This window comes from Rhizobium sp. WSM409 (assembly GCF_057653825.1).
Genome location: NZ_CM172794.1, coordinates 4,690,360 through 4,713,866, shown reverse-complemented (window position 1 = coordinate 4,713,866; position 23,507 = coordinate 4,690,360). Strand labels below are relative to the sequence as shown.

At 61.8% G+C, this 23,507-nt stretch carries 26 protein-coding genes; 11 read left to right on the top strand and 15 right to left on the bottom strand.

Annotated elements, in window-relative coordinates; all coding sequences use genetic code 11:
* Window positions 1-97: 97 nt before the first annotated feature.
* A complete protein-coding gene (locus tag AC25BC_RS23050) occupies window positions 98-1,966 on the bottom strand; it encodes a hypothetical protein (RefSeq protein ID WP_128438472.1) in 1,869 nt (622 codons plus the stop codon).
* Window positions 1,967-2,125: 159 nt separating this feature from the next.
* On the opposite strand from AC25BC_RS23050, the gene AC25BC_RS23045 reads away from it, so the two are divergent.
* Both AC25BC_RS23045 and AC25BC_RS23040 read left to right on the top strand, forming a co-directional pair.
* Window positions 2,126-3,133, top strand: a complete 1,008-nt coding sequence (locus AC25BC_RS23045) for a glycosyltransferase (RefSeq protein WP_012759794.1) — start codon at window positions 2,126-2,128, stop codon at window positions 3,131-3,133.
* Window positions 3,130-3,507, top strand: coding sequence for a GtrA family protein (locus AC25BC_RS23040; RefSeq protein WP_012759793.1), 378 nt, complete (start codon window positions 3,130-3,132; stop codon window positions 3,505-3,507). The genes AC25BC_RS23045 and AC25BC_RS23040 overlap by 4 nt, the downstream gene beginning before the upstream one ends.
* A 103-nt stretch (window positions 3,508-3,610) precedes the next feature.
* Here the strand turns inward: AC25BC_RS23040 and AC25BC_RS23035 are convergent, their stop codons facing one another.
* Window positions 3,611-4,597 carry a Gfo/Idh/MocA family protein gene (locus tag AC25BC_RS23035; protein ID WP_012759792.1) on the bottom strand — a complete coding sequence of 329 codons (987 nt, stop codon included), beginning with the start codon at window positions 4,595-4,597 and terminating at the stop codon, window positions 3,611-3,613.
* Window positions 4,598-4,775: 178 nt separating this feature from the next.
* Between AC25BC_RS23035 and AC25BC_RS23030 the strand changes: the two genes are divergently transcribed.
* Together AC25BC_RS23030 and AC25BC_RS23025 are read left to right on the top strand one after the other, a co-directional pair.
* Window positions 4,776-5,723 (top strand): aldo/keto reductase, encoded by a 948-nt coding sequence (locus AC25BC_RS23030; RefSeq protein ID WP_012759791.1) that lies wholly within the window; start codon window positions 4,776-4,778, stop codon window positions 5,721-5,723.
* A 14-nt stretch (window positions 5,724-5,737) separates the two neighbouring features.
* A complete protein-coding gene (locus AC25BC_RS23025) occupies window positions 5,738-6,187 on the top strand; it encodes a GNAT family N-acetyltransferase (protein WP_012759790.1) in 450 nt (149 codons plus the stop codon).
* A gap of 48 nt (window positions 6,188-6,235) precedes the next feature.
* Here the strand turns inward: AC25BC_RS23025 and AC25BC_RS23020 are convergent, their stop codons facing one another.
* Window positions 6,236-6,922 (bottom strand): hypothetical protein, encoded by a 687-nt coding sequence (locus tag AC25BC_RS23020; RefSeq protein ID WP_041935615.1) that lies wholly within the window; start codon window positions 6,920-6,922, stop codon window positions 6,236-6,238.
* A gap of 113 nt (window positions 6,923-7,035) precedes the next feature.
* Between AC25BC_RS23020 and AC25BC_RS23015 the strand changes: the two genes are divergently transcribed.
* Window positions 7,036-7,533 (top strand): YciE/YciF ferroxidase family protein, encoded by a 498-nt coding sequence (locus AC25BC_RS23015; protein ID WP_012759788.1) that lies wholly within the window; start codon window positions 7,036-7,038, stop codon window positions 7,531-7,533.
* 36 nt (window positions 7,534-7,569) lie between these two features.
* Here AC25BC_RS23015 and AC25BC_RS23010 read toward each other — a convergent pair whose 3' ends face one another.
* Window positions 7,570-8,478 carry a LysR family transcriptional regulator gene (locus tag AC25BC_RS23010; protein ID WP_012759787.1) on the bottom strand — a complete coding sequence of 303 codons (909 nt, stop codon included), beginning with the start codon at window positions 8,476-8,478 and terminating at the stop codon, window positions 7,570-7,572.
* A gap of 202 nt (window positions 8,479-8,680) precedes the next feature.
* Here AC25BC_RS23010 and AC25BC_RS23005 point away from each other — a divergent pair, with 202 nt between their 5' ends.
* Both AC25BC_RS23005 and AC25BC_RS23000 read left to right on the top strand, forming a co-directional pair.
* Window positions 8,681-9,676: an aldo/keto reductase gene (locus AC25BC_RS23005; protein WP_012759786.1), complete on the top strand. Its 996-nt coding sequence runs from the start codon at window positions 8,681-8,683 to the stop codon at window positions 9,674-9,676.
* Between the two features lie 107 nt (window positions 9,677-9,783).
* A complete protein-coding gene (locus AC25BC_RS23000; protein ID WP_003544625.1) occupies window positions 9,784-10,143 on the top strand; it encodes a nuclear transport factor 2 family protein in 360 nt (119 codons plus the stop codon).
* Window positions 10,144-10,196: 53 nt separating this feature from the next.
* On the opposite strand, the gene pheT is transcribed toward AC25BC_RS23000, so the two are convergent.
* The 5 genes from pheT to infC form a co-directional block, all read right to left on the bottom strand.
* Entirely contained in the window at window positions 10,197-12,620 is a 2,424-nt protein-coding gene (gene pheT / locus AC25BC_RS22995) for a phenylalanine--tRNA ligase subunit beta (protein ID WP_128438471.1), read from the bottom strand.
* A gap of 16 nt (window positions 12,621-12,636) precedes the next feature.
* Window positions 12,637-13,719, bottom strand: coding sequence for a phenylalanine--tRNA ligase subunit alpha (gene pheS / locus AC25BC_RS22990; protein WP_012759784.1), 1,083 nt, complete (start codon window positions 13,717-13,719; stop codon window positions 12,637-12,639).
* Between the two features lie 150 nt (window positions 13,720-13,869).
* Entirely contained in the window at window positions 13,870-14,274 is a 405-nt protein-coding gene (rplT, locus tag AC25BC_RS22985; RefSeq protein ID WP_012759783.1) for a 50S ribosomal protein L20, read from the bottom strand.
* 38 nt (window positions 14,275-14,312) lie between these two features.
* Window positions 14,313-14,516 (bottom strand): 50S ribosomal protein L35, encoded by a 204-nt coding sequence (gene rpmI / locus AC25BC_RS22980; RefSeq protein WP_012759782.1) that lies wholly within the window; start codon window positions 14,514-14,516, stop codon window positions 14,313-14,315.
* A 326-nt stretch (window positions 14,517-14,842) separates the two neighbouring features.
* The gene (infC, locus tag AC25BC_RS22975) at window positions 14,843-15,379 is read right to left on the bottom strand and encodes a translation initiation factor IF-3 (protein WP_072640862.1); all 537 of its coding nucleotides are present in this window, start codon (window positions 15,377-15,379) and stop codon (window positions 14,843-14,845) included.
* A gap of 177 nt (window positions 15,380-15,556) precedes the next feature.
* Between infC and AC25BC_RS22970 the strand changes: the two genes are divergently transcribed.
* Complete coding sequence (locus AC25BC_RS22970; RefSeq protein ID WP_012759780.1) at window positions 15,557-16,390, top strand: alpha/beta hydrolase; 834 nt, start codon at window positions 15,557-15,559, stop codon at window positions 16,388-16,390.
* 165 nt (window positions 16,391-16,555) lie between these two features.
* Window positions 16,556-17,155 (top strand): transglutaminase-like cysteine peptidase, encoded by a 600-nt coding sequence (locus AC25BC_RS22965; protein WP_012759779.1) that lies wholly within the window; start codon window positions 16,556-16,558, stop codon window positions 17,153-17,155.
* A gap of 162 nt (window positions 17,156-17,317) precedes the next feature.
* Here AC25BC_RS22965 and mbfA read toward each other — a convergent pair whose 3' ends face one another.
* Window positions 17,318-18,301, bottom strand: coding sequence for an iron exporter MbfA (gene mbfA, locus AC25BC_RS22960; RefSeq protein WP_012759778.1), 984 nt, complete (start codon window positions 18,299-18,301; stop codon window positions 17,318-17,320).
* A 226-nt stretch (window positions 18,302-18,527) separates the two neighbouring features.
* Between mbfA and AC25BC_RS22955 the strand changes: the two genes are divergently transcribed.
* Entirely contained in the window at window positions 18,528-18,995 is a 468-nt protein-coding gene (locus tag AC25BC_RS22955) for a group III truncated hemoglobin (RefSeq protein WP_003544609.1), read from the top strand.
* A 43-nt stretch (window positions 18,996-19,038) separates the two neighbouring features.
* Here AC25BC_RS22955 and AC25BC_RS22950 read toward each other — a convergent pair whose 3' ends face one another.
* The 3 genes from AC25BC_RS22950 to AC25BC_RS22940 all read right to left on the bottom strand — a co-directional run bounded on the left by AC25BC_RS22950 (window position 19,039) and on the right by AC25BC_RS22940 (window position 21,633).
* Complete coding sequence (locus tag AC25BC_RS22950) at window positions 19,039-19,950, bottom strand: EamA family transporter (protein ID WP_012759777.1); 912 nt, start codon at window positions 19,948-19,950, stop codon at window positions 19,039-19,041.
* A 72-nt stretch (window positions 19,951-20,022) separates the two neighbouring features.
* On the bottom strand, window positions 20,023-20,598 hold the full coding sequence (gene recX, locus AC25BC_RS22945) for a recombination regulator RecX (protein ID WP_012759776.1): 576 nt from the start codon (window positions 20,596-20,598) through the stop codon (window positions 20,023-20,025).
* Window positions 20,599-20,607: 9 nt separating this feature from the next.
* A complete protein-coding gene (locus AC25BC_RS22940) occupies window positions 20,608-21,633 on the bottom strand; it encodes a histone deacetylase family protein (RefSeq protein ID WP_012759775.1) in 1,026 nt (341 codons plus the stop codon).
* Window positions 21,634-21,766: 133 nt separating this feature from the next.
* On the opposite strand from AC25BC_RS22940, the gene AC25BC_RS22935 reads away from it, so the two are divergent.
* The gene (locus AC25BC_RS22935) at window positions 21,767-22,378 is read left to right on the top strand and encodes an HAD family hydrolase (protein WP_012759774.1); all 612 of its coding nucleotides are present in this window, start codon (window positions 21,767-21,769) and stop codon (window positions 22,376-22,378) included.
* A 15-nt stretch (window positions 22,379-22,393) separates the two neighbouring features.
* Here the strand turns inward: AC25BC_RS22935 and AC25BC_RS22930 are convergent, their stop codons facing one another.
* Window positions 22,394-22,912, bottom strand: a complete 519-nt coding sequence (locus AC25BC_RS22930; protein ID WP_012759773.1) for a GNAT family N-acetyltransferase — start codon at window positions 22,910-22,912, stop codon at window positions 22,394-22,396.
* 24 nt (window positions 22,913-22,936) lie between these two features.
* Entirely contained in the window at window positions 22,937-23,503 is a 567-nt protein-coding gene (locus tag AC25BC_RS22925) for a helix-turn-helix domain-containing protein (RefSeq protein ID WP_012759772.1), read from the bottom strand.
* Between the last annotated feature and the right edge of the window lie 4 nt (window positions 23,504-23,507).

Sequence of the window (23,507 nt, the reverse complement as noted above, 5' to 3'; positions counted from 1 at the left end):
GCGCATCGCGATCTTTCAGATTGGCTTCCCGCGCTTACGCTGTTTTTACGCATGTCGTTATCGCGACATGCTTATCCCGTCCTGAAGATTGCCGGCGTCAGTTCATCGCCGGCCGATAGCGAAAGAACTGAACGCCCACGTCCGCTGCCTTCGGAAGCGGTTCCAGATAGGGCGGGATATTGCCCTTGCCGAGCTCAGCATAGAGCCCATCCGGCTTCAGTTTGGCGATCTCGCGGGTCTGTAGGTCGCCGGGGCAGAAGGCAAGCACCGTTACGCCGGTCCCTTTCAAAAAGGCCTCCGCCTCCTGCGGCTCCGCCATACCGATATGCAGTTCCGTCAGCATGCCGCCCTGATTGCGATGATAGGGCGCGGAGAGAACCCGGTTCGCGGTGAAGCGGAGGATCGGCACGCCCATTTCCGACGGCGCGGAGACCAGTCCGGCCGGTAGCCCGGCGAGCGGCGCCAGCGCCGCTTGCGATGCGCAGGAAATCTTCTTTGCCGGCTCTGCCGCCTTCTTCTGCGCAGCATTCTCCATCTGCAGCGAGATAAACCCGCCGCCGACCGCCCAGGCGGCCGGAGCACTGGCGAGCACGGTGACGATGTAGACGAAGGCGGCGGCGACATTTTCGCCGTCGCCGTTGGAGATGCGGCGGACATCGATAATCAACAGGGCAAGCGGCAGGATGGAGATCAGGTTCGAGAACGTCGAACCGCGCACCTGGACCAGCGCGATTGCCCAGCTCGTCATCAGCAGGAAGAGCAAGACCAGGTGGATTTGCATGCGGTCACGCTGAAAGACACGGAAGATGCAGACGGCGATGCCGAACAGGCCGGCCGCATAGAAGCCACCGATCGAGAAGGGATCGGTGCGTCCGAGAGCGAAAATCGACTGCGCTTCCGAAACATTTCTCAGCCAGAGTTCGACCAGCATCGGGTCGAGACCGGCCAGCGGATCGCTCAGGCATTGCGGTGCGATCACGATCGCCGAACCGAGAACGCCGGCGCCGACGACGGCGAGTGCGGCAAAGCGCAAGGGCCGGCGCAGGTGGCTGGCAAAAACCGCCGAGAACAAAAGCAACCCGCCGCCGATCGCCGCCAGGCTGTAATAGCCGAGCGAGAGATTGTCGCAGGTGACCGTCGAATAAAGCCGGGGCGGCACCGTTGCAAAGAAGAGGATGCTGATCGCAATCGCCAGCGCCAGCCCGAAGGCCTTGGCGGCGGCGGCGAAATCTTCGCCTTCCCATGCCCAGAGCAGGGCAATGGTCAGGCAGACGGCGGCGACGAAGGGGGTCGTCTCGGCGCCGATGGCGATGGCAACGGCTGCCGCGACGCCGGCAACCGCATAGCTCCAGGCTCGACGCTCTGGATCCAGAAGCATCGCGATCATCGTCGCGACCAGCCCCAGCTGCGCATTGTGGTGATCGATGGCGCCAGGCGCGAAACGGTTTCCGGTGTAGATTGCAAGACCGGTCAAGCCGAGACTGATATGCATGGCGGCAACCCCGCCGATGCGCCGGCCGGCAACCGCCATGGCGAGCATGGCGGGCAGGATGAGCGATACCGGCCAGACAGCGAGCGCCAGCGCTTCGGCCGTCTCGCGGGGCGCAAACAGGCCGAAGAACCAGATCAGCGAGGCGATCGGCAGATCGATCAGCCGCGACCAATGCATCAGCGTACCGCCATCGAGGCCGAGACGGTATTGCATCAGATCGAACCAACCCTGCCCGGCCAGAAAATCGCGAGCTTCGACGAGACGCATTCCGTCATCATTGTCGGGGCCGACGTAATCGGTGGCGCCGGAAAGCTTGGTGATGAGGATGGCCGCAGCAAGGATGACGCTATAGGCGATGACGGTTGGCCAGAGACGCGTCAGCAGGTCGCGCAGCCCGCCCCTGGGAGCGGGCACCCCGCCCCTGGGAGCGTCGATCGCGGAGGATGCGTGGGGGATCGGCTGCACAGCGTTCATTGTGGTTAGCGCTTCGTTTCGATACCCGAACTTTAGCCGCCGCCGATCAAGAAAGTGTAAAGCCGTTTGTGGCAGCTGCTATTTTTGCCTGCGTCATAGGGTCTTATTAACGGCGCGTGATTTAGGCTGAGCGCGGCTTTAAGTGTAACGAGTAGAGTCATGGCCCGATCGCGCACCGATAATCTGAATATTGCCGTTCTGCTTCCCTGCTATAATGAAGCGGCGACGATCAGCGCTGTCGTGCAGGGCTTCCGGGCGACGCTGCCCGATGCTGCGATCCACGTCTACGACAACAATTCCACCGACGGCACCGCGCTGCAGGCAATGCTTGCCGGCGCGCATGTCGTGCGCGAGCGGCGTCAGGGCAAGGGCCATGTCGTGCGCCGGATGTTCGCCGATATCGACGCCGACATCTACATCATCGCCGACGGCGACGGCACCTATGCGCCTGAGGATGCCGAAGAACTGGTGCGCACGCTGCTCACCGAGCGCGCCGACATGGTGGTCGGCACCAGGCGCGGCGTGCACGCCGATGCCGGCCGTCAGGGCCATGCGCTCGGCAACCGGCTTTTCAACCTGCTCTACCGGATGATCTTCGGCCCCGACTTCACCGATATCTTTTCCGGCTACCGCGCGTTTTCGCGCCGCTTCGTCAAGAGTTTCCCGGCGGTATCCGGCGGCTTCGAGATCGAAACCGAGATGTCGGTGCATGCCTCCCGGCTGAAGCTGCCGGTCAGCGAGCTGGAGCTCGACTATGGCCGCCGGCCGGAAGGCTCGCATTCCAAGCTTTCGACATTCCGCGACGGCGCCAAGATCCTCTGGATGTTCGCGATGCTGATGAAGGAAACCCGGCCCTTCGCCTTTTTCAGCGCGATCAGCGCCACCTTCATGCTGGCGAGCCTCGGCTTCATGGCGCCGGTGCTGGCGGAATATTTCGAAACGGGTCTCGTCAGCCGCATGCCGACCTGGGTGCTGTCGACGGCGCTGCTGATGATCTCCTTCATGCTATTCACCGCCGGCGTCATTCTGGATTCCGTTGCGCGTGCCCGCGCCGAACAGCTTCGTATCCATTATATGGGCCTCGAAAGGCCGAGCGCGTTGAAGGCACCGCTCAGCGACGCAGGGCCGGTATCGCGTGCGCGTCCCGGCAAGGCGGATGCCGCATGAGAAAGCTCATCCGCTTCATCATCGCCGGCGGCATCGGCTTCCTCGTCGATGCCGGCATCCTGTCGGCGCTGCTTCATCTGACGCCGCTCGGGCCGTTTCTGGCGCGGCTCGTGGCGATCGCCTTCGCGATGGCCGCGACCTGGGCTTTCAATCGGAGCTTCACCTTCGATCGTTCCGGCCGTTCGCTTGCCGCCGAAGGCTTCCGCTACGGCTCCGTCGGGGTGACGGCAGCGCTCGTCAATTACGGGCTCTATTCCGCGCTTCTGCTGTCGCTGCCGGCGCTTCAGCCGCTGGCGGCCATGGTGATCGCCAGCATCGCCTCGATGATCTTCAGCTTCTTCGGCTATTCGCGCTTCGTCTTCCGCGCCGAGTGACTAGAGCGCCGCGCGTCCAATAGGACGCGCCAAGGACGCTCTAACCCTCTGAAGGGGCGCATAATCCTTTCCGAAAATCGATTCCGATTTTCGGGGCTGTGCGCTAGACTGCCTCCCAGCCGTCCTTCTCGCTGGCCCGGTAGATCGCGTCGATCACCTTCTGGTTCAGCTTCGAATTTTCGAGCGTGACGATCTCTTCCTTGCCGTTCGTCACCGCCCGGGCGAAGGCCTCGACCTGCCGCTTGTACTGGCGGCTGTCCTGAAAGCGGAAGATGCGCGATTCACTGTGGCTGCGGTCGGCAAGCTCGATCTCTTCCGGCCCCCAGCGATTGGCGTTGAACGGCGACTTGACTTCGATGTAGCCTTCGGTGCCGTGGAAGACCATGACCTGGCGGTTGGCCATCTGCGTCGAGATATAGAAGCTCAACTCGAAATCGCCGAAATCGGCCTTGACGCTCGAATAGATATCCGTGCCGAAATCCGCATCGCGCTCGGTGATCGCCTGGATCCAGAGCGGCTCCTTGCCCGTGGAAAAACGCGTGCCCATGACGGGATAGACGCCGATATCGGGAAGGCCGCCGCCGCCGAGCTCGGGAACGTTGCGCATGTTGGCGGGGTCGCGGTTGAAATAGGTGAAGGCGCCCTGCACATGCCGGAGCGAACCGATGGCGCCCTCGTCGATCAACGAGCGCACCTTCTGCCAGACCGGCGAATAGGTGATCATATAGGCTTCGCTGACCACCACCCGGTTGCGGTCGCGGGCGGCGATCACGTCGTCGATATCGTCTGCCTTCAGCGCCAACGGCTTTTCGCAGAGCACGTGCTTGCCGGCATCCGCCGCCTTGATCGACCATTCGATATGCTGCGAGGTCGGCAGCGGGATGTAGACGGCGTCGATGAGGTCGGAGGCCAGCATTTCCTCGTAGGAGCCGAAGGCATGCGGCACGGAGAAGCGGTCAGCCATCTCCCTTGCGCGCTTGAGATCACGGCTGGCAATCGCCGTGACGACACAATTCTCCGCATCCTGGATCGCCGGAACGACATTGTCGCGGCCGATCTTCGCCGTTGAAATGATACCGAAACGCAGCATGATCCAAGTCTCCCGAACTGATTTCCGCGAACCATATTCAGGCCCCAGCTGCGGCGCAATGGCGCAATCTGAAATCACGGAAGTTTGCCTTCCCGGATGCGCGGATCGCACTAAGTTGGTCAGGGCGGCGTTCTGCCGTATCCGCGATTTCAATTGCTTCACACTTCTGGAGAGCGTCATGGAAATGCGCCGGCTTGGAAAAACAGGTCTATCGGTCGCGCCGATCGTCATCGGCGGCAATGTCTTCGGCTGGACGGCCGACGAAAAAACATCCTTCGCCATTCTCGATGCCTTCTTCGACGCGGGCCTGAACACGATCGATACGGCCGATGTCTATTCCTCATGGGTTCCCGGCAACAAGGGCGGCGATTCCGAGGAGATCATCGGGCGCTGGCTAAGCCAAGCCAAGGTTTCTCGCGACAAGGCCGTCATCGTCACCAAGGTCGGCTCCGACATGGGACAGGGAAAGACGCTGAAGGAGACCTATATCCTGAAGGCGGTCGAGGATTCGCTGCGCCGGCTGCAGACCGACTATATCGACGTCTATCTCTCGCACTGGCCGGATGAAGATACGCCACACGAGGAAACGCTCGGCGCCTTTGCCAAGCTGAAGCAGCAGGGCAAGATCCGCGCCATCGGCTGCTCGAACTATGATGCGAAACTCCTCCAGGCTTCCTTCGACGCTGCTGAAAAGGCCGGATTGCCGCGGTACGATGTGTTGCAGCCGGAATATAATCTCTATGAGCGTTCGAGCTTCGAGGGGCCGCTTGCCGATCTCTGCGTCAAAGAGGACATCGGCGTCATCACCTATTTCAGTCTCGCCGCCGGCTTCCTCACCGGCAAATACCGCAGCAAATCCGATATGCAAGGCCGCGCACGCGAGGGCCGGGTTTCGAAATATCTCGACGACAAAGGCCTGCGCATCCTGGCCGCGCTCGACAGTGTTTCTGCCGAGACCGGTGCCAAGCCGGCGGAAATTTCGCTCGCCTGGCTGCTGCGCAAGAAGGGCGTGACGGCGCCGATCGCCAGCGCGACCAGCCTTTCGCAGCTTGAAAGCCTGGCGAAATCGGCGACACTTGCGCTTTCCGATGACGCGATGGCGCTGCTCGACGAAGCCGGTGCCTGAAAGAAAGTGACGCCATGACCGTTACGATACGTGATGCCCGCCCCGAGGACGAAGCCCGCTGGCGCGAGCTCTGGGCGGCCTATCTCGCCTTTTACGACGTCACGGTCGATGCCGATATCACCGAATCCACATGGCGCCGGGTCTTCGATCCGGCGTCGGCAATCGCGATACGTGTCGCCGAAATCGACGGCAGGGTGATGGGCTTTGCGCTCTATCTCACCCATGAGGGCACGTGGATCCGCGGCAGGGATTGCTATCTCGAAGACCTGTTCGTCGATGCCGATGCGCGCGGCAAAGGCGTCGGGCGGGCACTGATGGACGATCTCGTTTCGATCTGCAGAGCCAAGGGCTGGTCGCGGCTTTACTGGCATACGAGCGAGCAGAACAGAACCGCGCGAGCGCTCTATGACAGCTATGTCGAGAGCGATGGCCATATCCGCTATCGCATCAGCTTCACTGCATAATTCCCCAAATCGGAACCGATTTAAGGAATTATGCAGCAATTCAAAGTGTTACAGCGTCCTTTGCTCGTCTGAAAAGACGCGCGGCGCTGTAAGAGATGGAAAACCCGCATACCATTCGGAATGATCGCCTTCCCAATTGGCCATGCCCGGTTTGGTGAGGATGCCGCGCGGGCTGATATAACTCTGGATCACCCGTTTCGGCCGTTCGTGCCACTGGATATTGAAGGCCCCGAGCTTCGGGAAGAAGCAGAGCGAGGCATAAGGCAGGTGGTCGTGAATCCACCAGGCGAGCCGCTGCCAGTCGCTTTCGTCGCGGTAATGGTCGATCATCCATGGCACGGCAATGCAGACGGCGGCGCCCATGCAGCCGTCAAAATCCCTCATATCCCAGATGTGATGCGCCGCGGTGGACGCATTGGTCGAACAGTTCAGATTGTTCTCGTTGCCGAACCTGTTGACCGCAGGCGAACGATAGCCGGAACGGATATGCAGGCGCCCGAACGTTGCCTCTAGCGGCTCCAGCAATTCCTCGCAGAGCCTCCTGCCCGCCTCGACCGCCAGATCGGGATCCTCGGGGATATTGGGGATGCGGTAGAAATCGGCGATTTCGGAATGCAGGAAATCGCGGAGAAAGAAGTTTTGCGACAGCCGCACACGGCCGAGATCCTCCAGACCCTTCATCGAATTCGGCTTTCGCATGACGTCATTCTCCTGCGCATCGACGGCAGGAATCATCGCCCGGCGCCGATTTCCAGTCCACCCGAAATCGATCGGGAACAATTAGCGCGATCTTCGCTTCTTAATGTGTCGCCGCATTCGCGGTTTTCCCCAGAACAAGGATCGAGAAAATGGCCAAGGAAAAGACGTTGGAAGATCTCTTCTACGACACGCTGAAGGACATCTACTTCGCCGAACGGCAGATATTGCGCGCCCTGCCGAAGATGGCGCGCGCCGCCCAATCCCCCGAATTGAAGAAGGGCTTCGAAAAACACCGCGAGGAAACCGAAGGCCAGGTCGAGCGCCTGCAGCAGGTTTTCGAGCTGATCGGCAAACGCGCCCAGGGCAAGACCTGCGAGGCGATCCAGGGCATTATCGCCGAGGGCGAGGAAATCATGGAGGAATTCAAGGGCACGGCGGCTCTCGATGCCGGCTTGATTTCGGCTGCCCAGGCAGTCGAGCATTATGAAATCGCCCGTTACGGCACGCTGAAGACCTGGGCCGCAACGCTCGGCTTCAAGGAAGTCGTCGGCCTGCTCGACCAGACGCTGCAGCAGGAAACGGCCACCGACAAGACCCTCTCCCAGCTCGCCACCACGGCGGCAAACCAGAAGGCAAAGGCTGCCTGATGGAATGACGAGAACGGGCGGTCCGGTCCCCATTCCTTACCGGCCGCCCGTATCCTGTTCACTGTATCTGAAGAAATCGATGAAGGCGCGCAGCGCCGGCCGCATCTGCCGCCGGGTGGGGTAATAGAGAAATGGCCCGGCATAGGGCGCGCACCAATCTTCCAGCACCCGCACAAGTTTGCCGCTCGCCAGTTCGTCATAGACCCGCATGTCGAAGAGATAGGCAAGGCCGGCGCCGTTCAGCGCCGCAAGCAGGGCGAGTCGGTCCTCGCTGACGATAAGCGGCCCGTCGACTGAAACGACAAGTTCCTGCCCGTCCTTTTCGAATTCCCAGCGATAGATCGAGCCGTTGGTAAACCGCCGCTTGATACAGCGGTGATGGACGAGATCGCGCGGATGCTCGGGCTTTGGATGATGCTCGAAATATTCGGACGAAGCGGCGATCACCGTCGTCAGATTAGGCGAGATCCTGACCGCGATCATATCGGCCTCCAGGCTCTCTTCCAGCCGAATACCGGCATCGAAACCCTCCTTGACGATATCGGTGAAGCCGTCCTCATTGGCGATCTCCAGGGTGATATCGGGGTAGAGGTTGAGAAAGTCGCCGAGCCGCGGAGCGAGCAGCAGATCGGAGGCGAAGCGCGGCGCGGTGATGCGCAGGTTTCCGGCCGGCTTGGCGCGCGTATCGCGGACCGCCTCCAAGGCGATATCGATCTCCTCGAGTGCTGGACGAAGTCTTTCAAGCAGCAGGCGGCCCTCTTCCGTCGGCGCAACGCTGCGGGTGGTCCGCGCCAGGAGCCGCACCCCCAGACTTTCCTCGAGGCTCGATATCGCATGGCTGATGGCCGAAGGCGCGACGAGGAGTTCCTTCGCCGCCGCCCGGAAGCTGCGATGCTCCGAGACGGCGGCGAGAACGGCGAGTTGTGAAAGCTGGGTTCTGTTCATTGATCGAAATAATAGAACAACCTGTTAGAAACTGCATGTATTTTCTGATTGATAGCGCAGCGATATGGTCTGCCGGTACCGCAACCATCCAGAACAGGATGATTTCAGGCCGGGCGGCCTAAAATCTGAATCCTGTTCTGAATTAAATAGTTAGAGCATGATGATGCTCTGGCGGCTCAAAATCAGCTCAGAGGAGCACATCATGAAAACCCGGAAACTCGGAAACGATCTGACCGTCTCTGCCGTCGGCCTTGGCTGCATGGGCATGAGCTTTGCCTATGGCGCCAGCGACGATGCGGAATCGATCAAGACACTGCATCGCGCCATCGATCTCGGCGTCACTTTCTTCGACACCGCCGAAGTCTATGGTCCCTTCACCAACGAGGTTCTGCTCGGCAAAGCGCTGAAGCCGTTCCGCGACCGCGTGGTGATCGCCACCAAATTCGGCTTCAAGATCGATGCCAGCAAGCCGGGTACTGCCGCCATCGCCGGCGTCGACAGCCGCCCCGAGAATGTACGCGCGGTCGCCGAGGCTTCGCTGAAACGCCTCGGCATCGAGACCATCGACCTCTTCTACCAGCATCGGGTCGATCCCAACGTGCCGATCGAGGAGACCGTTGGCGTCATGGCGGAACTGGTGAAGGAAGGCAAAGTCCGGGCGCTCGGGCTTTCGGAAGCCGGCAGCGCCACCATTCGCCGCGCCCATGCGGTCCATCCGATCGCAGCCCTGCAGAGCGAATATTCGCTGTGGACGCGCGACCCGGAAGAGGAGGTGCTTGCCACCTGCCGCGAACTCGGCATCGGCTTCGTGCCCTACAGCCCGCTCGGCCGCGGCTTCCTGACCGGGTCGATCCGCAAAGTGGAAGATCTCGACGCGGACGATTTCCGCCGGCAGGTGCCGCGTTTCCAGGCGGAAAATTTCGACGCCAATGCCGCCCTCGTCTCGACTCTCGAGCGGCTTGCCGCCGAGAAGGACGTGACGGCGGCGCAGCTGGCGCTGGCCTGGGTGTTGAGCCAGGGCGACGACATCGTGCCGATCCCCGGCGCCCGCAAGCTTCACCACCTCGAACAGAATGCGGCCGCTGCCGATATCGTGCTGAGCCCGGCGGAACTCGAGCAGCTCAGCAACGCGATCCCCGCCGGACAGGTGGCCGGCAAGCGCTATTCGGACGCCTCGCTTGCCATGACGAACATCTGAACCCCTACCGAAACAAAGAGCGAAAGCCCGGTCGGCCACAACTGGCCGGGCTTGCCTTCGGGCCCGGCGAAACTATCTAACGCCATCTCTGAGAACGGGATGACAAAATGTCGGACAGGCAGGCAGTCGAACAGACGGTTCATCTCTATGTCGAAGGCATGGCCTTCGCCAATGAGGCAGCCTTGAAAAAGGCCTTTCATCCGAAAAGCTCGATCATCGGCCATTACGAAAATGCCGTCGAATGGCTGACGCGGGACGAATTCATTGCCGCGATCCTGCAAGAGGAGCCGGCGCCGCCCGGTACGCAGCCCTACATGGACATCCAGAGCGTCGACGTCGAGGGCGATGCGGCGAGCGTCAAGGTCACCGACGACTTTGCCGGCATGCGCTTTACCGATTATCTCTCGCTGCTGAAGATCGACGGTCGCTGGACGATCGTCAGCAAACTCTTCCATCTGCATCGCTGAAAAGACCGGCCGCTATTCGCGACCGGTCCATTATCTGGCGACGTTGGGTAAACTCAGCTTCTGAGGACACCGCCGGTGAATTTCGCAACACTGGCGACGATCTTCTGCGTCAGCGCTTCGAAATCCTCATCCGTCAGCGTGCGCTCGACCGGCTGGATCTGAACCTCGATCGCCACCGACTTTTTGCCGTCGCCAAGCGATGCGCCCTCGAAAATGTCGAAGACATTGACGCCGGTCACCAGCTTGCGGTCCGCGCCCGTGGCGGCCTTGACGATGGCGCCGGCTTCGACCGTCTTATCGACGACGAAGGCGAAGTCGCGCCGCACCACCTGGAACGGCGACAGTTCGAGTGCCGACTTGGTGCGCGTCGCCTTGCGCTTGGCCTCCGGCATGGCGTCGACATAGACCTCGAAACCGCAGAGCGCGCCGGAGACATCGAGCGCTTCCAGTGTCAGCGGATGGAATTCGCCGAAATAGCCGAGCACGACCTTCGGCCCCATCTTGATCGTGCCGGAGCGGCCGGGATGATACCATGCCGGCCCCCCCTGCTCGATCTGGATATTGCCCATCGGCAGGCCGCAGGCTTCGATGACGGCGAGCGCGTCGGCCTTGGCGTCGAAGACGTCGACCGGCTTGCCGCCGCCCTTGGCGGTGTTCGACCAGGCGCGACCAGCGCCGGCAAGTGAGGCTGTGCCGCGGCGGATGCCGCCGGCAACGCGGCGCTGACCCTCCGGCCTGTCGTTCTCATAAGTGCCGGAGACCTCGAAGAGGGCGACGTCGCCGTAACCCTTGTCGGCATTGCGCTGGGCGGCTGACAGCAGGCCCGGCAGCAGTGAGGGGCGCATATCCGACATTTCGGCGGCGATCGGATTGGCAAGCTTGAGGGTCGGCGAACCGCCGCCGAAGAGCTTTGCCTGGTCTTCAGGAATGAACGACCAGGTGACGGCTTCGAGCATGCCGCGCGCGGCGAGCGCCCGCTTGGCGAGGCGGGTGCGGATCTGCAGCGTCGTCAGGATCTTGCCGTTGACGGCCGCATGGCTTTCAAGCGGCGCCGGCTTGATATTGTCGACGCCGTGAATGCGCATGACCTCCTCGACGAGATCGGCCTTGCCGTCGACATCGGGACGCCAGGAGGGGACAGCGACGGAGACGCGCTCGCCGGAACCGGAGACGGTGAAGCCGAGGCGCGTCAGAATCGTGTTGCTTTCCTCATTCGAGACGTCGAGGCCTGTCAGGCGCTTGACCTCCGAATAGGGGAAATCGACGATCTTCGGTTCGTAACCCTGGTAGCCGACGATCTCGGCCCTGGCGGCCTTGCCACCGCAAAGCTCCAGCACCAGTTCCGTCGTGCGTTCGAGACCGGGGGCCATATAGTCCGGATCAACGCCGCGTTCGAAGCGGTAGCGTGCATCGGTGATGATGCCGAGGCTGCGGCCCGATTTGGCGATGTTCATCGGGTCCCACAGGGCGGATTCGATCAGCACGTCGACGGTATTCTCGTCGCAGCCGGAATGTTCGCAGCCCATGATGCCGCCGATCGATTCGATACCGTTTTCATCGGAGATGACGACGTTGTTCGGCGACAGCTTGTACTCGCGCTGGTCGAGCGCCAGCACCGTCTCGCCTTCGGCGGCACGGCGGACGGTCAGGTTGCCGTTGATCTTGGCGGCATCGAAGACGTGGATCGGCCGCCCCTGATCGAAGGTCATGTAGTTGGTGACATCGACAAGCGCGTTGATGGGGCGCAGGCCGATGGCGGTCAGCCGCTGCTGCATCCAGCGGGGGCTCGGGCCGTTCCTGACGCCGCGCACGAGGCGCAGCGCAAAGCCCGGGCAGAGCTTCGGATCGTCGAGATCGAGCGTCAGCTTCACCGGCGTCTCGCCTTCGACGGCGAAGGACGGTGCAGGCCGCGTCTTCAGCGTGCCGAGGCCGGAGGCGGCGAGATCGCGGGCGATGCCGTGGATCGAGGTGCAGTCCGGCCGGTTGGGCGTCAGATTGATCTCGATGAGGGGATCGTCGAGATGAGCATAGGCGGCATAACTCTGGCCGACAGGCGCATCGTCCGGCAGGTCGATAATGCCGTCGTGACTGTCGGAGATCTGCAGCTCCTTTTCGGAGCACATCATGCCATGGCTTTCGACGCCGCGGATATTGCCGACGGCGAGCGTCACGTCGATGCCGGGAACATAGGTTCCGGGCGCTGCGAAGGCGCCGATAAGGCCGGCGCGCGCATTCGGGGCGCCGCAGACGACCTGGACCGGCGCGCCGGAACCGGTATCGACCATCAGCACCTTCAGGCGATCGGCCTGCGGATGTTTTTCGGCCGAGACGACCCTGGCGATGACGAAGGGCTTGAAGGCCGCCTTGTCGTCGACATCCTCGACCTCCAGTCCGATCTCGGTGAGGCGCGTGCAGATTTCATCGAGGCCGGCATCCGTTTCCAGATGCTCTTTCAGCCAGGAGAGCGTGAATTTCATCGTCCCAATTCTCCGTTCAAGCGCTGAGGCCGCCGAACAGCGTCGGCATGTCGAGCGGGCGGAAGCCGTAATGCGTCATCCAACGGACGTCGGCGTTGAAGAAGTCGCGCAGGTCGGGCATGCCGTATTTCAGCATGGCAATGCGATCGAGGCCCATGCCCCAGGCAAAGCCCTGATATTCGTCCGGATCGAGCCCGCCGTGACGCAGCACGTTCGGGTGGACCATGCCGCAACCGAGGATTTCCATCCAGTCGGTCCCCTCGCCGAACTTGACGATCGGGCCAGAGCGGTCGCACTGGATATCGACCTCGAAAGAGGGCTCGGTGAAGGGGAAGAAGGACGGGCGAAAACGCATCGTCACGCTGTCGACCTCGAAGAAGGTCTTGCAGAATTCTTCCAGCACCCAGCGGAGGTTGGCGACATTGGCCTTCTTGTCGACGACCAGGCCTTCGACCTGATGGAACATCGGCGAATGGGTGGCGTCCGAGTCCTGGCGGTAGGTCTTGCCGGGAATGATGATGCGGATCGGCGGTGTCTGCGCCTCCATGGTGCGCACCTGCACCGGCGAGGTGTGGGTGCGCAGGACCTTGCGCTCGCCATTCTCATCCGGGTTGAAGAAGAAGGTGTCGTGCATCTCGCGGGCCGGATGGCCTTCGGGGAAATTCAACGCGGTGAAATTGTAATAATCAGTCTCGATGTCGGGACCTTCGGCGATCGAGAAGCCCATGTCGGCGAAGATCGCGGTGATTTCGTCGACGATTTGGCTGATCGGATGGATACGGCCGCGCTCGGCCGGCGAAGAGCGCACCGGCAGGCTGACATCGACCGTCTCGGCCTTCAGCCGCGCATCAATCGCCGCTTGCCGCAGCGTCGTCTTGCGGGTGGTGAGCGCCTCGGTCACCGCGTTCTTCAGAACGTTGATCGCCGCGCCCTTGCTTTGACGCTCTTCCGGCGTCATGGCGCCGAGCGTCTTCAACAATTCGGAGACGGAGCCCTTCTTGCCGAGGGCGGAAACGCGCACGGCTTCGAGCGCCGTCTCGTCATCGGCGGCAGCGATTTCGGCGAGCAGCGATGTGTTGAGCTGGTCGATATCTGACATTGTCACTTCTTTCCGTCCAGTATCAGGCGGGCGATCGGGAGGCAGGCGGCGCCAGCCGGCGCCAGGAATATAAAGAAAGAAAAACCCGCGCTAGCCCAAACCAGCGCGGGTTTCCCAAAATCATAAATTCAAAAGCTTGGGAAGCGCTGGTTACTTGACCGCGCCTTCAAACTCGTTCGTCGTGCCGGCTTCCTTGAGGTATTCAAGAGCCTTCTTGGCAGCGCTGACCAGCGCGCCGAATGCTTCCGGCTCGTGGATCGCCATGTCGGAGAGAACCTTGCGGTCGACTTCGATGCCAGCCTTGTTCAGGCCGTCGATGAAGCGGCCGTAGGTCAGGCCGAATTCACGCACAGCGGCGTTGATACGCTGGATCCAAAGCGCACGGAAGTTGCGCTTGTTGACCTTGCGGTCGCGGTAGGCGTACTGCTTCGAACGATCGACTGCAGCCTTGGCGGTACGGATGGTGTTCTTGCGGCGGCCGTAAAAGCCCTTTGCGGCCTTCAGAACCTTCTTGTGCTTGGCGTGAGAGGTGACGCCTCTTTTTACACGTGCCATATCATGATCTCCTTAAATCTAGCGTTCGCGGACGAGTCTCAGAGACCGTTCGGCAGGTAATTCTTGATAACCTTGCGGCCATCCGGTTCTGCGAGAACCATGGTGCCACGTGCATCGCGAATGAACTTGTTGGAACGCTTGATCATGCCATGGCGCTTGCCAGCAGCGGCAGCCTTGACCTTGCCTGACGCGGTGATCTTGAACCGCTTCTTGGCAGAGGACTTCGTCTTCATCTTGGGCATTTTGCTACTCCTTCTGTCCTCCCTGCGCGCTTCATCAAAAAAGCCCTTCCCGCGAAGTCCGGTTCTCCGGCCGTCGCAACAAGGTGCGGGAGCGTTTGTTGTTGATCTGCGGCATCGGCGACGAACCGTTCCGCAAGCATTCGAAACTGCCACGGCATGCCCTGCCGGTCAGTTCGGACGCGCGCTTATAACCGCAGCGTCATGAAAGTGCAACGGGGCCGCGGAGGAATCTTCGCGCCTCCCAAAATACACCGGCCCAAAGCAGAATGGCAGAAAGCACAAAAGCCGCCCTTGCGGACGGCCTTGGGCGAAAAACTGCCTGGCGCTTATTTCGGCGCCAGCACCATCATCATCTGGCGGCCTTCAAGCTTGGGTTCGGCTTCGACCTTGGCGAACTCGATCGTATCGGCCTTGACCTGCTGCAGAAGCTTCATGCCGAGTTCCTGGTGGGCCATTTCGCGGCCGCGGAACTTCAGCGTCACCTTGACCTTGTCGCCTTCGTCGAAGAAGCGACCCATCGCCTTCATCTTCACCTCATAATCATGGGTGTCGATGTTCGGGCGCATCTTGATTTCTTTGACTTCGACAATCTTCTGCTTCTTGCGCGCCTCGGCAGCCTTCTTCTGGTTGGCATATTTCAGCTTGCCCAGATCGAGGATCTTGCACACCGGCGGTTCGACATTGGGGGAAATTTCGACGAGATCGAGGCCGGCTTCTTCCGCCATTTTCAAAGCCTGGTCGGTGGGCACGATGCCGACATTCTGTCCATCAGCCCCGATCAGCTGAACTTTGGGAATGCGGATTTCACGGTTCGAGCGCGGTCCGTCCTTCACGGGCGCATCGGTTTTAAAAGGTCTGCGAATGGTCGTATTCTCCTCGCGTTGTTTTCGGAACGTTGCAGCCTCGCGCTCCCGATCAGGGGCACAAACGTGTCGCGTCATCGCTGCAACGGAGTCAATATCATCCTTTAGCGGAAAAATCACCCGCTGTCAGCCTGCCAAGAATCTGTTTTATAGGCCAAAACAACAGGAGGTTCGCCGATGTCCGATCAGATGCCCGATTCCGCGCCGCAGTTCCTGACGGTTGGCGAGGGCGAGGCGGCGCGTGAGATCGCCATGCTCGTCCGCCCGGCGCAGGCCGGCAATGGCGCGCCGGCGCTCGTCTGGCTGTCTGGATACCGCTCCGACATGAGCGGCACCAAGGCGGTGGAACTCGACGGGCTGGCGGCGGAACTTGGGCTCGCCTGCATCCGCCTCGACTATTCCGGCCACGGACTTTCCGGCGGCAATTTCGGCGAGGGCACGATCTCGCGCTGGCTGGAGGAGGCGCTTGCCGTCATCCGTCATGTCGCGCCCGATCGGGTGATCCTCGTCGGCTCGTCGATGGGCGGCTGGATCGCGCTCAGGCTGGCGCAGGAGCTTGCGCGGCAGGGCGGCGTGACGCTCCCAAAGCTCGCAGGCATGGTGCTGATTGCGCCGGCGCCCGATTTCACCTCGGAGCTGATCGAGCCGAACCTCAAGGCGAAAGAGCGCAAATCGCTGGCCGAGCGCGGCTATTTCGAAGAGCGTTCTCAATACAGCCCGGAACCCAACATCTATACGCGGGCGCTGATCGAGGACGGCCGAAAGAACCGGGTGCTCGACGGCATCATCGAAACCGGCTGCCCGGTGCACATTCTCCAGGGCATGAAAGACGCCGACGTGCCGCATGCGCATGCGATGAAACTGGTCGAACATCTTCCCGCCGACGACGTGGTGCTGACCTTCGTCCGCGACGGCGACCATCGCCTTTCACGCCCCGGCGATATCGCGCTTCTCCTGAGTGCCGTCAAAGGCATCATCCGTTCATCAACAAATAGGCAGATGCCCGCCTGAATGGCAGAGGCGGATAAATTCGCCTGCTGCAGGTCCCCAAGCCGTTGCATTTTAACCATGTCGGCGAGTCGCAAGGTCCTCCCAAGAAGTAACGATTGACTCTTTTGCGCCCTCTCCATTAACACTTTGTTAATAAATAAGGGGCGATGCAAGGAAAGAGCGGGCGTGCGGATCAAGGGTATCTTTGTGGCCATGATGGCCGTGTTTGCGATGGCGACGGCCGCCATACCGGCCCCAAGCAGAAATGCTTCAATGGTAACGGGCAATGCCACCTCACAGCCGATCGGCCACTACGATTTCTGTCAGATCCACCGCAGTGAATGCGGCGCAAACCGCAACGCAGGCCCGGTCGCCATGAACCCGGGGAAGTGGTCGCTCGTGCGTTCGGTCAACGCCACGGTCAATCGCACGATCACGCCGATGACCGACAAGGAAATCTACGGCAAGGATGAGGTCTGGGCCTATCCGACCACCGCCGGCGACTGCGAAGATTTCGCGCTCTTGAAGCGCCGCATGCTGATCCAGCGCGGCTTTTCGGCTGCCGACCTGCTGATGACCGTCGTGCGCAAGCCGGACGGCGAAGGCCATGCCGTGCTGACGCTGCGCACCGCCGAGGGCGATTTCGTGCTCGACAACCTCGCTTCCGACGTCAAGCCGTGGTTTGGGACGCCCTATTCCTTCGTCAAGCGCCAGTCGAGCTACAATGCCGGCCGCTGGGTCACCATCGAGAACGGCCGCGACGTCCTGGTCGGCGCGCTGCGGTAAGAGTTGCAATAGAGAATGTGGAAAGGCCGGCGGTTTGCCGGCCTTTTTGTTTTGTTGGTTTGGGATGCCGCACCGTCTCCCGGCCCTTCGCTTTGGGCTCAGGGCGTTCGTCGCTGCAATCGATTCGCTGGATCGATTGCTCGGGCTGCGCCCGACCGCTCCTCACCCATTCCCGATCAGGATACCGGCGCCGAGCACCAGACCGCCGCCGAGCACCACCTGGAAGGCGGCGCGCAGGAAGGGGGTTTCCATGTAGCGGTTCTGGATGAAGGCGATGGCCCAGAGCTCGAAGAAGACGACGACAGCAGCGGTGATCGTCGCCGTCCAGAAATGCGGAATCAGATAAGGCAGTGCGTGGCCGAGGCCGCCGAGCGCCGTCATGATGCCGCAGGCAAGTCCGCGCTTGACCGGCGAGCCTCTGCCGGAGATCTTTCCGTCGTCATGGGCGGCTTCGGTGAAGCCCATCGAGATGCCGGCGCCGACGGAGGCCGAAAGACCGACGAGAAAGGTCTGCCAGGTATCCTGGGTGGCAAAGGCGGCGGCGAAGATCGGCGCCAGCGTCGAGACCGAGCCGTCCATCAGTCCGGCAAGGCCCGGCTGCACATAGGTCAGCACGAATTGCCGATGCACCGTCGCGTCCTCGTCGTGCTTGACGTCTTCGGGCGTATGTTTGTCGCCTAGCATGCGGGCGATATCCTCATGTCCCTGTTCGGCGAGGGCGAGATCGCCGAGAAGCTCACGCGTCGAGGCGTCCGAGGTGCGTTTTGCCGCCTCGACATAGAAACGATAGGCCTGCTCCTCCATCGCCTCGGTTTCTTGCCGCATCGCATCCAGCGAAAGGTTTGCCCTGAGCCAGTCGGGCTTGCGTTCGTAAAAACCCTGCACATGCTCGCGCCGGATCAGTGGGATGCGCTCGCCGAAACGCTGGCGATGGATTTCGATCAACGATTTTCGGTGCGTATCCTCGACCTCGGCCATATCCTCGAAGACCTTGGCCGAGGCCGGAAAATCGCGGCGTAGCCTGTCGGCATAAGCAAGATAGATGCGGGCATCGTCTTCCTCGGAGGCGATCCCAAGGGCAAGGATCTCCTGCTCGGACAGCGATTCGAAGGATCGTTTCGAGGATCTGAAAAACCGCGCCAGCATGATCTTCTCCAATTTTTAGAATTATTCTAAATCTAAAGAGCGCGGCGGTGGCGGTCAAGTGCGTGGGGCAATTCAAAGTGCTACAGCGTCCTTTTGCGCGGCTCGAAAAAACGCGCGGCGCCGCAGGCTGCTGACAGATTGCCGCAAGCGGCGCGGACGACTTTGGCGCGCTGCCATAAATACCTATATGAGAGGGCGCCGCATCACGCGGCGCCGGGGTTTTGGAATGGACAATGACATTCAGGGCCGCCCTGCCCATGTCGCGGCGATCCGCGAAAGGGCGGAGGCGGAGATGCGGGAAATGGGCGTCGACGCGGCCTTCATCGACAGGCTGGTCGAGACCTTTTACGGGCGCGTGCTCGCGCATCCCGATCTCGGCCCGGTGTTCGACGCCAGGCTATCCGGGCGCTGGCCGGAGCATATGGCGAAAATGAAGAGCTTCTGGTCGGCCGTTGCCTTCCGCAGCGGCGCCTATGGTGGCAAGCCGGTGCAGGCGCATACGGGTGTCCAGAACCTGACACCCGATCTCTTTCCGAAGTGGCTGTCGCTGTTTGCCGCAACGCTTGACGATATCGCGCCAACGCCGGAGGCCAAGGCCTGGTTTATGGCAACGGCGGAGCGGATCGCCAAGAGCCTGATACTGTCGCTGTTCTACAATCCGGCGCTCGACGATCCCGCCCGCAAACCCGCCTGATCCATCTTGTAGAGACGGCGTTCCCAAAAACGCTGACACTTTTCTAGCTCTTCGCCGCCGAGGCGGTGGCGCCGGCGCTGGCCGCCACGACGAGCGCAGTACCCAGCATCTGCAGCGCGGTCATCGGCTGGGCGAGGATCAGAAAGCCGGCGAGAGCGCCGAGCGCCGGTTCGAGGCTCATCAAGATGCCGAATGATGCCGACGGCATGCGCCGCAGCGCCACCATCTCCAGCGCATAGGGCAAGAGCGGCACAAGAATGGCAAGGCCGAGAACCTCGACCAGTCCCTTCAGCGTGAAAGCGCCCCCTGTCTCGGCAAGACCGAAAGGAGTTGCGACGAGGCCGGCAACGAGCAGTGACATCGAGAGACCTTCCAGCCCCTTGAAGGCGGCGCCGACCTTCTTCGTCAGCAGAATATAGACCGCCCATCCCACAGCCGAGCCGAGGGCGAAGAGGACGCCTGAGGAATTGCCGACCCAGCCTTCGCCGTCATGGGCGAGGAAGAGAATGCCGGCCGCAGCGATCAACGGCCAGGTGAGCCGCCAGGTCAGGCCATAGCCGAAGACGGCGACCGAGAGCGGCCCAAGAAAATCGATGGCGATCGCCAGACCGAGCGGCAGCCGCTGGATCGCAGCGAAGAAGCAGAGCGTCATGGCAGCCGTCGTCGTGCCGAGCAGCAATGTCGCCCGCCATTGGGCGCCGCTATAACGCAGCACCGAAGGCCTGATGACGGCGGCAAGGATGATCGCCGCGAAAGCAAGCCGCAGCCAGGTGGCGCCGGCAACGCCATAGGTCGCAATGGCTGACGAAGACAGTGCCGCGCCGAACTGGATCGACGACATCGACATCAGGCACATCGCGACACCGGCCGCCAAGCCGCCCGAAGCCGACGATACGCCCGGCTGCGCAATCAAGGCTGCGCTATCCGTGCCGGTCTCGATATTCTTGATGTCCATGTGGCCCCCGATCCTGGCGCGGTTCTAAGCCGAAGACGGGGGAGAACCAAATTCAATCTTTTCATGCCGGGATCAAGAGCGCTGATGCTGAGGCACCAAAGATCGGCCGGCGAGGATGACCTCTTCCGCGTCTTCGAAGCTCATGTCGAAGATCTTCCTGCCGATATCGAAGCTGAAGCCGTTGCGGGCGAAAGCCGAAAGCTCTTTGGCCTTTCGCTTTTCGTCAAGCTCGACCCGGCGGAAGGGGCCGAAGGCGCGCTTGCGGGCAAATATCGCTGCGGCATAGAGATCGTCAGCCTCTTCAAGTGCAGCCCCAACCTTGTCGCTGGAGACGCCCTTGGCAGCTAGCTTCTGGGCGATCGCGCGCTTCGATTTACCGCCGCGCACGGCAGAGCGCGTGCTGATCTCCGCATAGGCGCTGTCGTCGAGCACCTTGTTGTCATAGGCAAATTTGACCGCGAAATCGGCGATGGCCTTGAGTTGCGCCGCGCTGATATCCTCGAATTTCTCCTTCGCCTTGCGGCTGATGGCGTCAAACAGCTGCTTTTCCGTCATCATCCGTCGCTCCAGGCGATAGATAGCGGAGTTGCGCGCCCAGCTCAGCATGCGGGATGTCGGGATATCGGATGGAACGGTCTCGTCGGTCATCGGCGGTGATCAGGCTTCCAGACCCTTGAGGACGTTGGCGACGTTAAGGCCGATCTCCGGCACGCCGTAACCGCCCTCCATGCAGGCGAGCACCGGCAAGCCGGTGGCTGATATCATCGCGCCCATGCGGGTGAAATCGTCCGAGGTGAGGCTGAAGAAGGAGATCGGATCGCGCTCGAAGGTATCGACGCCGAGCGCCACGACGACCGCCTCGGCGCCGAATGTCTTGATGCGGGTGAGCGCATCGGCAAGGGCCGAAGACCAGACATCCCAAGGCGTGCCCGGCGGCATCGGATAGTTGCGGTTGCTACCTTCGCCCTCGCCCTCGCCTTCCTCGTCGGCATGGCCGAGGAAATAGGGAAAGGCATGCATGGGATCACCATGCAGCGAGGCGGTGAAGACATCGCCGCGGCGATAGAAGATATCCTGGGTGCCGTTGCCATGGTGGAAATCGACATCCAGCACCGCGACTTTCCTCGCACCGCTATCGAGCAGCCGCTGTGCCGCGACGCCCGAATTGTTGATGAAGCAATAGCCGCCGAAGAGATCGATGCCGGCATGGTGCCCGGGCGGGCGGCAGAGCGCGAAGGCGAAGCGATTGCCCTGCGTCAGCCAGTCGGCGCCTGATATAGCACAGCGCATGGAAGCGATCGCCGCCTCGTAGGAGCCCTTGGTGATCGAGGTATCGGCGGCATTGGCGTAGTGGCCGATCGCGCCGACGATATTGTCGGGTACACGCTGGCTGGTGCGGCGAACGGCAAAGGAATTGGCGATCGCCTCGCCGGTGAAACCAGCCGCCACCCAGCGGTCCCATACGGTGGCGAGAAAATCCAGATAGGCGGGATCATGTACTTTTCGAGCCGTTTCCAGTCCGTGCGGATCGGGCGCCACGACGTCGGTGAAGCCCGCCTGCTTGACCGCCGCAAGAATCCATTCGGCGCGGAACGGCGCCTCGAAGGGCGTCACCAGTTGGCCGGCGTGCAGCTCGGTCCTGGCATCGCGCAGCTTGTGATCTTCGGAATAGATGACGCGCATTTCAGATCTTGCCCTTGATTGACAATGGAGATTTACACGGCTCGGCCCCGACAAAAAAGCCGCGCGACCTCTTGATCGTCTGGAATAATGACGCCACCTTCGCCGGTGATTTGAGAACGAGGAAATTTTCCGCATGAAAGTGCTGATGGTCGATGTCGACGGCGTGCTCATTCATGGTCGCCCGACCGATGGCCTGCCTCTCTTCACCTATCTCGAGCGCGATCTCGGGCTGCGCCTCGACCTGCTGCAGCAGGAATTCTTCCAGACCCACTGGGGCGATATCATCATCGGCCGCGCGGCGCTGGAGCCGAGGCTCGCCGGCGTTCTCGCAAAGATCGCGCCCCACCTCAGCGCTGAAACGCTGATCGACTACTGGTTCGAAAACGATTCCCGCCTCGATCGCAATCTGCTGGAAGAACTCGCCGCTCTCAGGCAAAGCGGCATCACTCTCCTGCTGGCGACCAACCAGGAGCATAGGCGGGCGCGCTACCTGATGGAGCAGATCGGCCTTAACGCACATTTCGACGACATCATTTATTCCGCAGCACTCGGGCACAGCAAACCTTCGCCTGACTTTTTCCGAATGGCGACCGAGCGGGCCGGCGTGCTGCCCGGCGAAATCGCTTTCATTGACGATATGGCGGTGAATGTCGAAGCGGCGCGGCAATTCGGCTGGAATGCCGCGCAATGGACGGCGGGCGCGACGCTTGGCGGCGCGTTTCCGGTCTTCGCCAGGCCGGCATGAGCGGGACCGGCGCAATCAGGCGAGCCGTTTGTAGAACAGGGTGGTGGCGCAGAAGCCGCCTTCCGGCCACAGCGCATAATCGGGGATGACGCCGACGCGCTGCCAGCCCAAGCGCGGATAGATCGCCTCGGCATCGCTGCCGGTTGCCGTGTCGAGCACGAGCAGGGTCTTGCCGCGGCTTGCTGCCTCGCGTTCGGCGGCATCCATCAGCAGCCGGGCGAGCCCCCTGCCGCGGGCCGAGCGATGCACCAGCAGCTTCTTCAGATCGCCGCGATGCGGCTGGTTCGGCATCTGCGCGGCACCCACCTGGACGGTGCCGACGATCCTGCCGTCGAGTTCAGCGACCAGTAGCAGATTGCCGCCGGTGGCAACGGCATCGGCGACATCACACCAATAGGGCTCGGCGTCCTCAGGCCCATAGGGCTGCATGAAGCCGACGGAGGCACCGCCCGCGACGCAATCGACAAGCACTTGCGAAAGGGCCGGAACGGCAGCGCGGGCCTCCTCGGCGGAAAGGATACGAATAGCGGGCATACTGTTCTCCTGAAATGAAAGCTGTTATCGGCCGCCGCGATCGAGCACGACGCAATAGCGTGCCGGCATATTGCCGGGATTGTGGAAGACGTGACCCTCGCCGACCGGCATGAAGAGGCAATCCCCCGGGCGCAGCCGGTAGACAGTCTCAGCCGCCGTCATCTCCAGCTCGCCGTCGAACAGCCAGATATGCTGCGTCATGCCATGGACGCTCGCATGCGGGGGGAAGCTGACGCGGGCGCCGGCCGGGAATTCAACCTCGACGATATCGACATCCGAAGCCGTGCCCGGGGGTGAAACAGACCGGCGCATATATCCCGTCTCCGGATCGCGCCAGACCTGCTGTTCCTGCCTCCGGGCGAGCGGCGAGGCCTGCCCGTCTTCCGCAAAGAAGGCCGACAGCGACAGGCCAAGCGCGGCGCAGATCCTGGCCAGCAGCGAGGCGGTCGGGCTCGCCTCCGCCCGCTCGATGCGCGAGATCATCGCCCGGCTGACGCCGGAGGCCGCAGCAAGATCATCGAGCGTCAAAGCCTTTTCCTGCCGCAGCGTGCGGATGCGGATGCCGATCGCCTGTTCGAGTTCCGGTTCCATTTTC

Bases quoted from the DNA above. Each gene is read 5' to 3' on its own strand.
- AC25BC_RS23050 (WP_128438472.1), bottom strand. From the start codon at position 1,966: ATGAACGCTGTGCAGCCGATCCCCCACGCATCCTCCGCGATCGACGCT.
- AC25BC_RS23045 (WP_012759794.1), top strand. From the start codon at position 2,126: ATGGCCCGATCGCGCACCGATAATCTGAATATTGCCGTTCTGCTTCCC.
- AC25BC_RS23040 (WP_012759793.1), top strand. From the start codon at position 3,130: ATGAGAAAGCTCATCCGCTTCATCATCGCCGGCGGCATCGGCTTCCTC.
- AC25BC_RS23035 (WP_012759792.1), bottom strand. From the start codon at position 4,597: ATGCTGCGTTTCGGTATCATTTCAACGGCGAAGATCGGCCGCGACAAT.
- AC25BC_RS23030 (WP_012759791.1), top strand. From the start codon at position 4,776: ATGGAAATGCGCCGGCTTGGAAAAACAGGTCTATCGGTCGCGCCGATC.
- AC25BC_RS23025 (WP_012759790.1), top strand. From the start codon at position 5,738: ATGACCGTTACGATACGTGATGCCCGCCCCGAGGACGAAGCCCGCTGG.
- AC25BC_RS23020 (WP_041935615.1), bottom strand. From the start codon at position 6,922: ATGATTCCTGCCGTCGATGCGCAGGAGAATGACGTCATGCGAAAGCCG.
- AC25BC_RS23015 (WP_012759788.1), top strand. From the start codon at position 7,036: ATGGCCAAGGAAAAGACGTTGGAAGATCTCTTCTACGACACGCTGAAG.
- AC25BC_RS23010 (WP_012759787.1), bottom strand. From the start codon at position 8,478: ATGAACAGAACCCAGCTTTCACAACTCGCCGTTCTCGCCGCCGTCTCG.
- AC25BC_RS23005 (WP_012759786.1), top strand. From the start codon at position 8,681: ATGAAAACCCGGAAACTCGGAAACGATCTGACCGTCTCTGCCGTCGGC.
- AC25BC_RS23000 (WP_003544625.1), top strand. From the start codon at position 9,784: ATGTCGGACAGGCAGGCAGTCGAACAGACGGTTCATCTCTATGTCGAA.
- pheT (WP_128438471.1), bottom strand. From the start codon at position 12,620: ATGAAATTCACGCTCTCCTGGCTGAAAGAGCATCTGGAAACGGATGCC.
- pheS (WP_012759784.1), bottom strand. From the start codon at position 13,719: ATGTCAGATATCGACCAGCTCAACACATCGCTGCTCGCCGAAATCGCT.
- rplT (WP_012759783.1), bottom strand. From the start codon at position 14,274: ATGGCACGTGTAAAAAGAGGCGTCACCTCTCACGCCAAGCACAAGAAG.
- rpmI (WP_012759782.1), bottom strand. From the start codon at position 14,516: ATGCCCAAGATGAAGACGAAGTCCTCTGCCAAGAAGCGGTTCAAGATC.
- AC25BC_RS22970 (WP_012759780.1), top strand. From the start codon at position 15,557: ATGTCCGATCAGATGCCCGATTCCGCGCCGCAGTTCCTGACGGTTGGC.
- mbfA (WP_012759778.1), bottom strand. From the start codon at position 18,301: ATGCTGGCGCGGTTTTTCAGATCCTCGAAACGATCCTTCGAATCGCTG.
- AC25BC_RS22955 (WP_003544609.1), top strand. From the start codon at position 18,528: ATGGACAATGACATTCAGGGCCGCCCTGCCCATGTCGCGGCGATCCGC.
- AC25BC_RS22950 (WP_012759777.1), bottom strand. From the start codon at position 19,950: ATGGACATCAAGAATATCGAGACCGGCACGGATAGCGCAGCCTTGATT.
- recX (WP_012759776.1), bottom strand. From the start codon at position 20,598: ATGACCGACGAGACCGTTCCATCCGATATCCCGACATCCCGCATGCTG.
- AC25BC_RS22940 (WP_012759775.1), bottom strand. From the start codon at position 21,633: ATGCGCGTCATCTATTCCGAAGATCACAAGCTGCGCGATGCCAGGACC.
- AC25BC_RS22935 (WP_012759774.1), top strand. From the start codon at position 21,767: ATGAAAGTGCTGATGGTCGATGTCGACGGCGTGCTCATTCATGGTCGC.
- AC25BC_RS22930 (WP_012759773.1), bottom strand. From the start codon at position 22,912: ATGCCCGCTATTCGTATCCTTTCCGCCGAGGAGGCCCGCGCTGCCGTT.
- AC25BC_RS22925 (WP_012759772.1), bottom strand. From the start codon at position 23,503: ATGGAACCGGAACTCGAACAGGCGATCGGCATCCGCATCCGCACGCTG.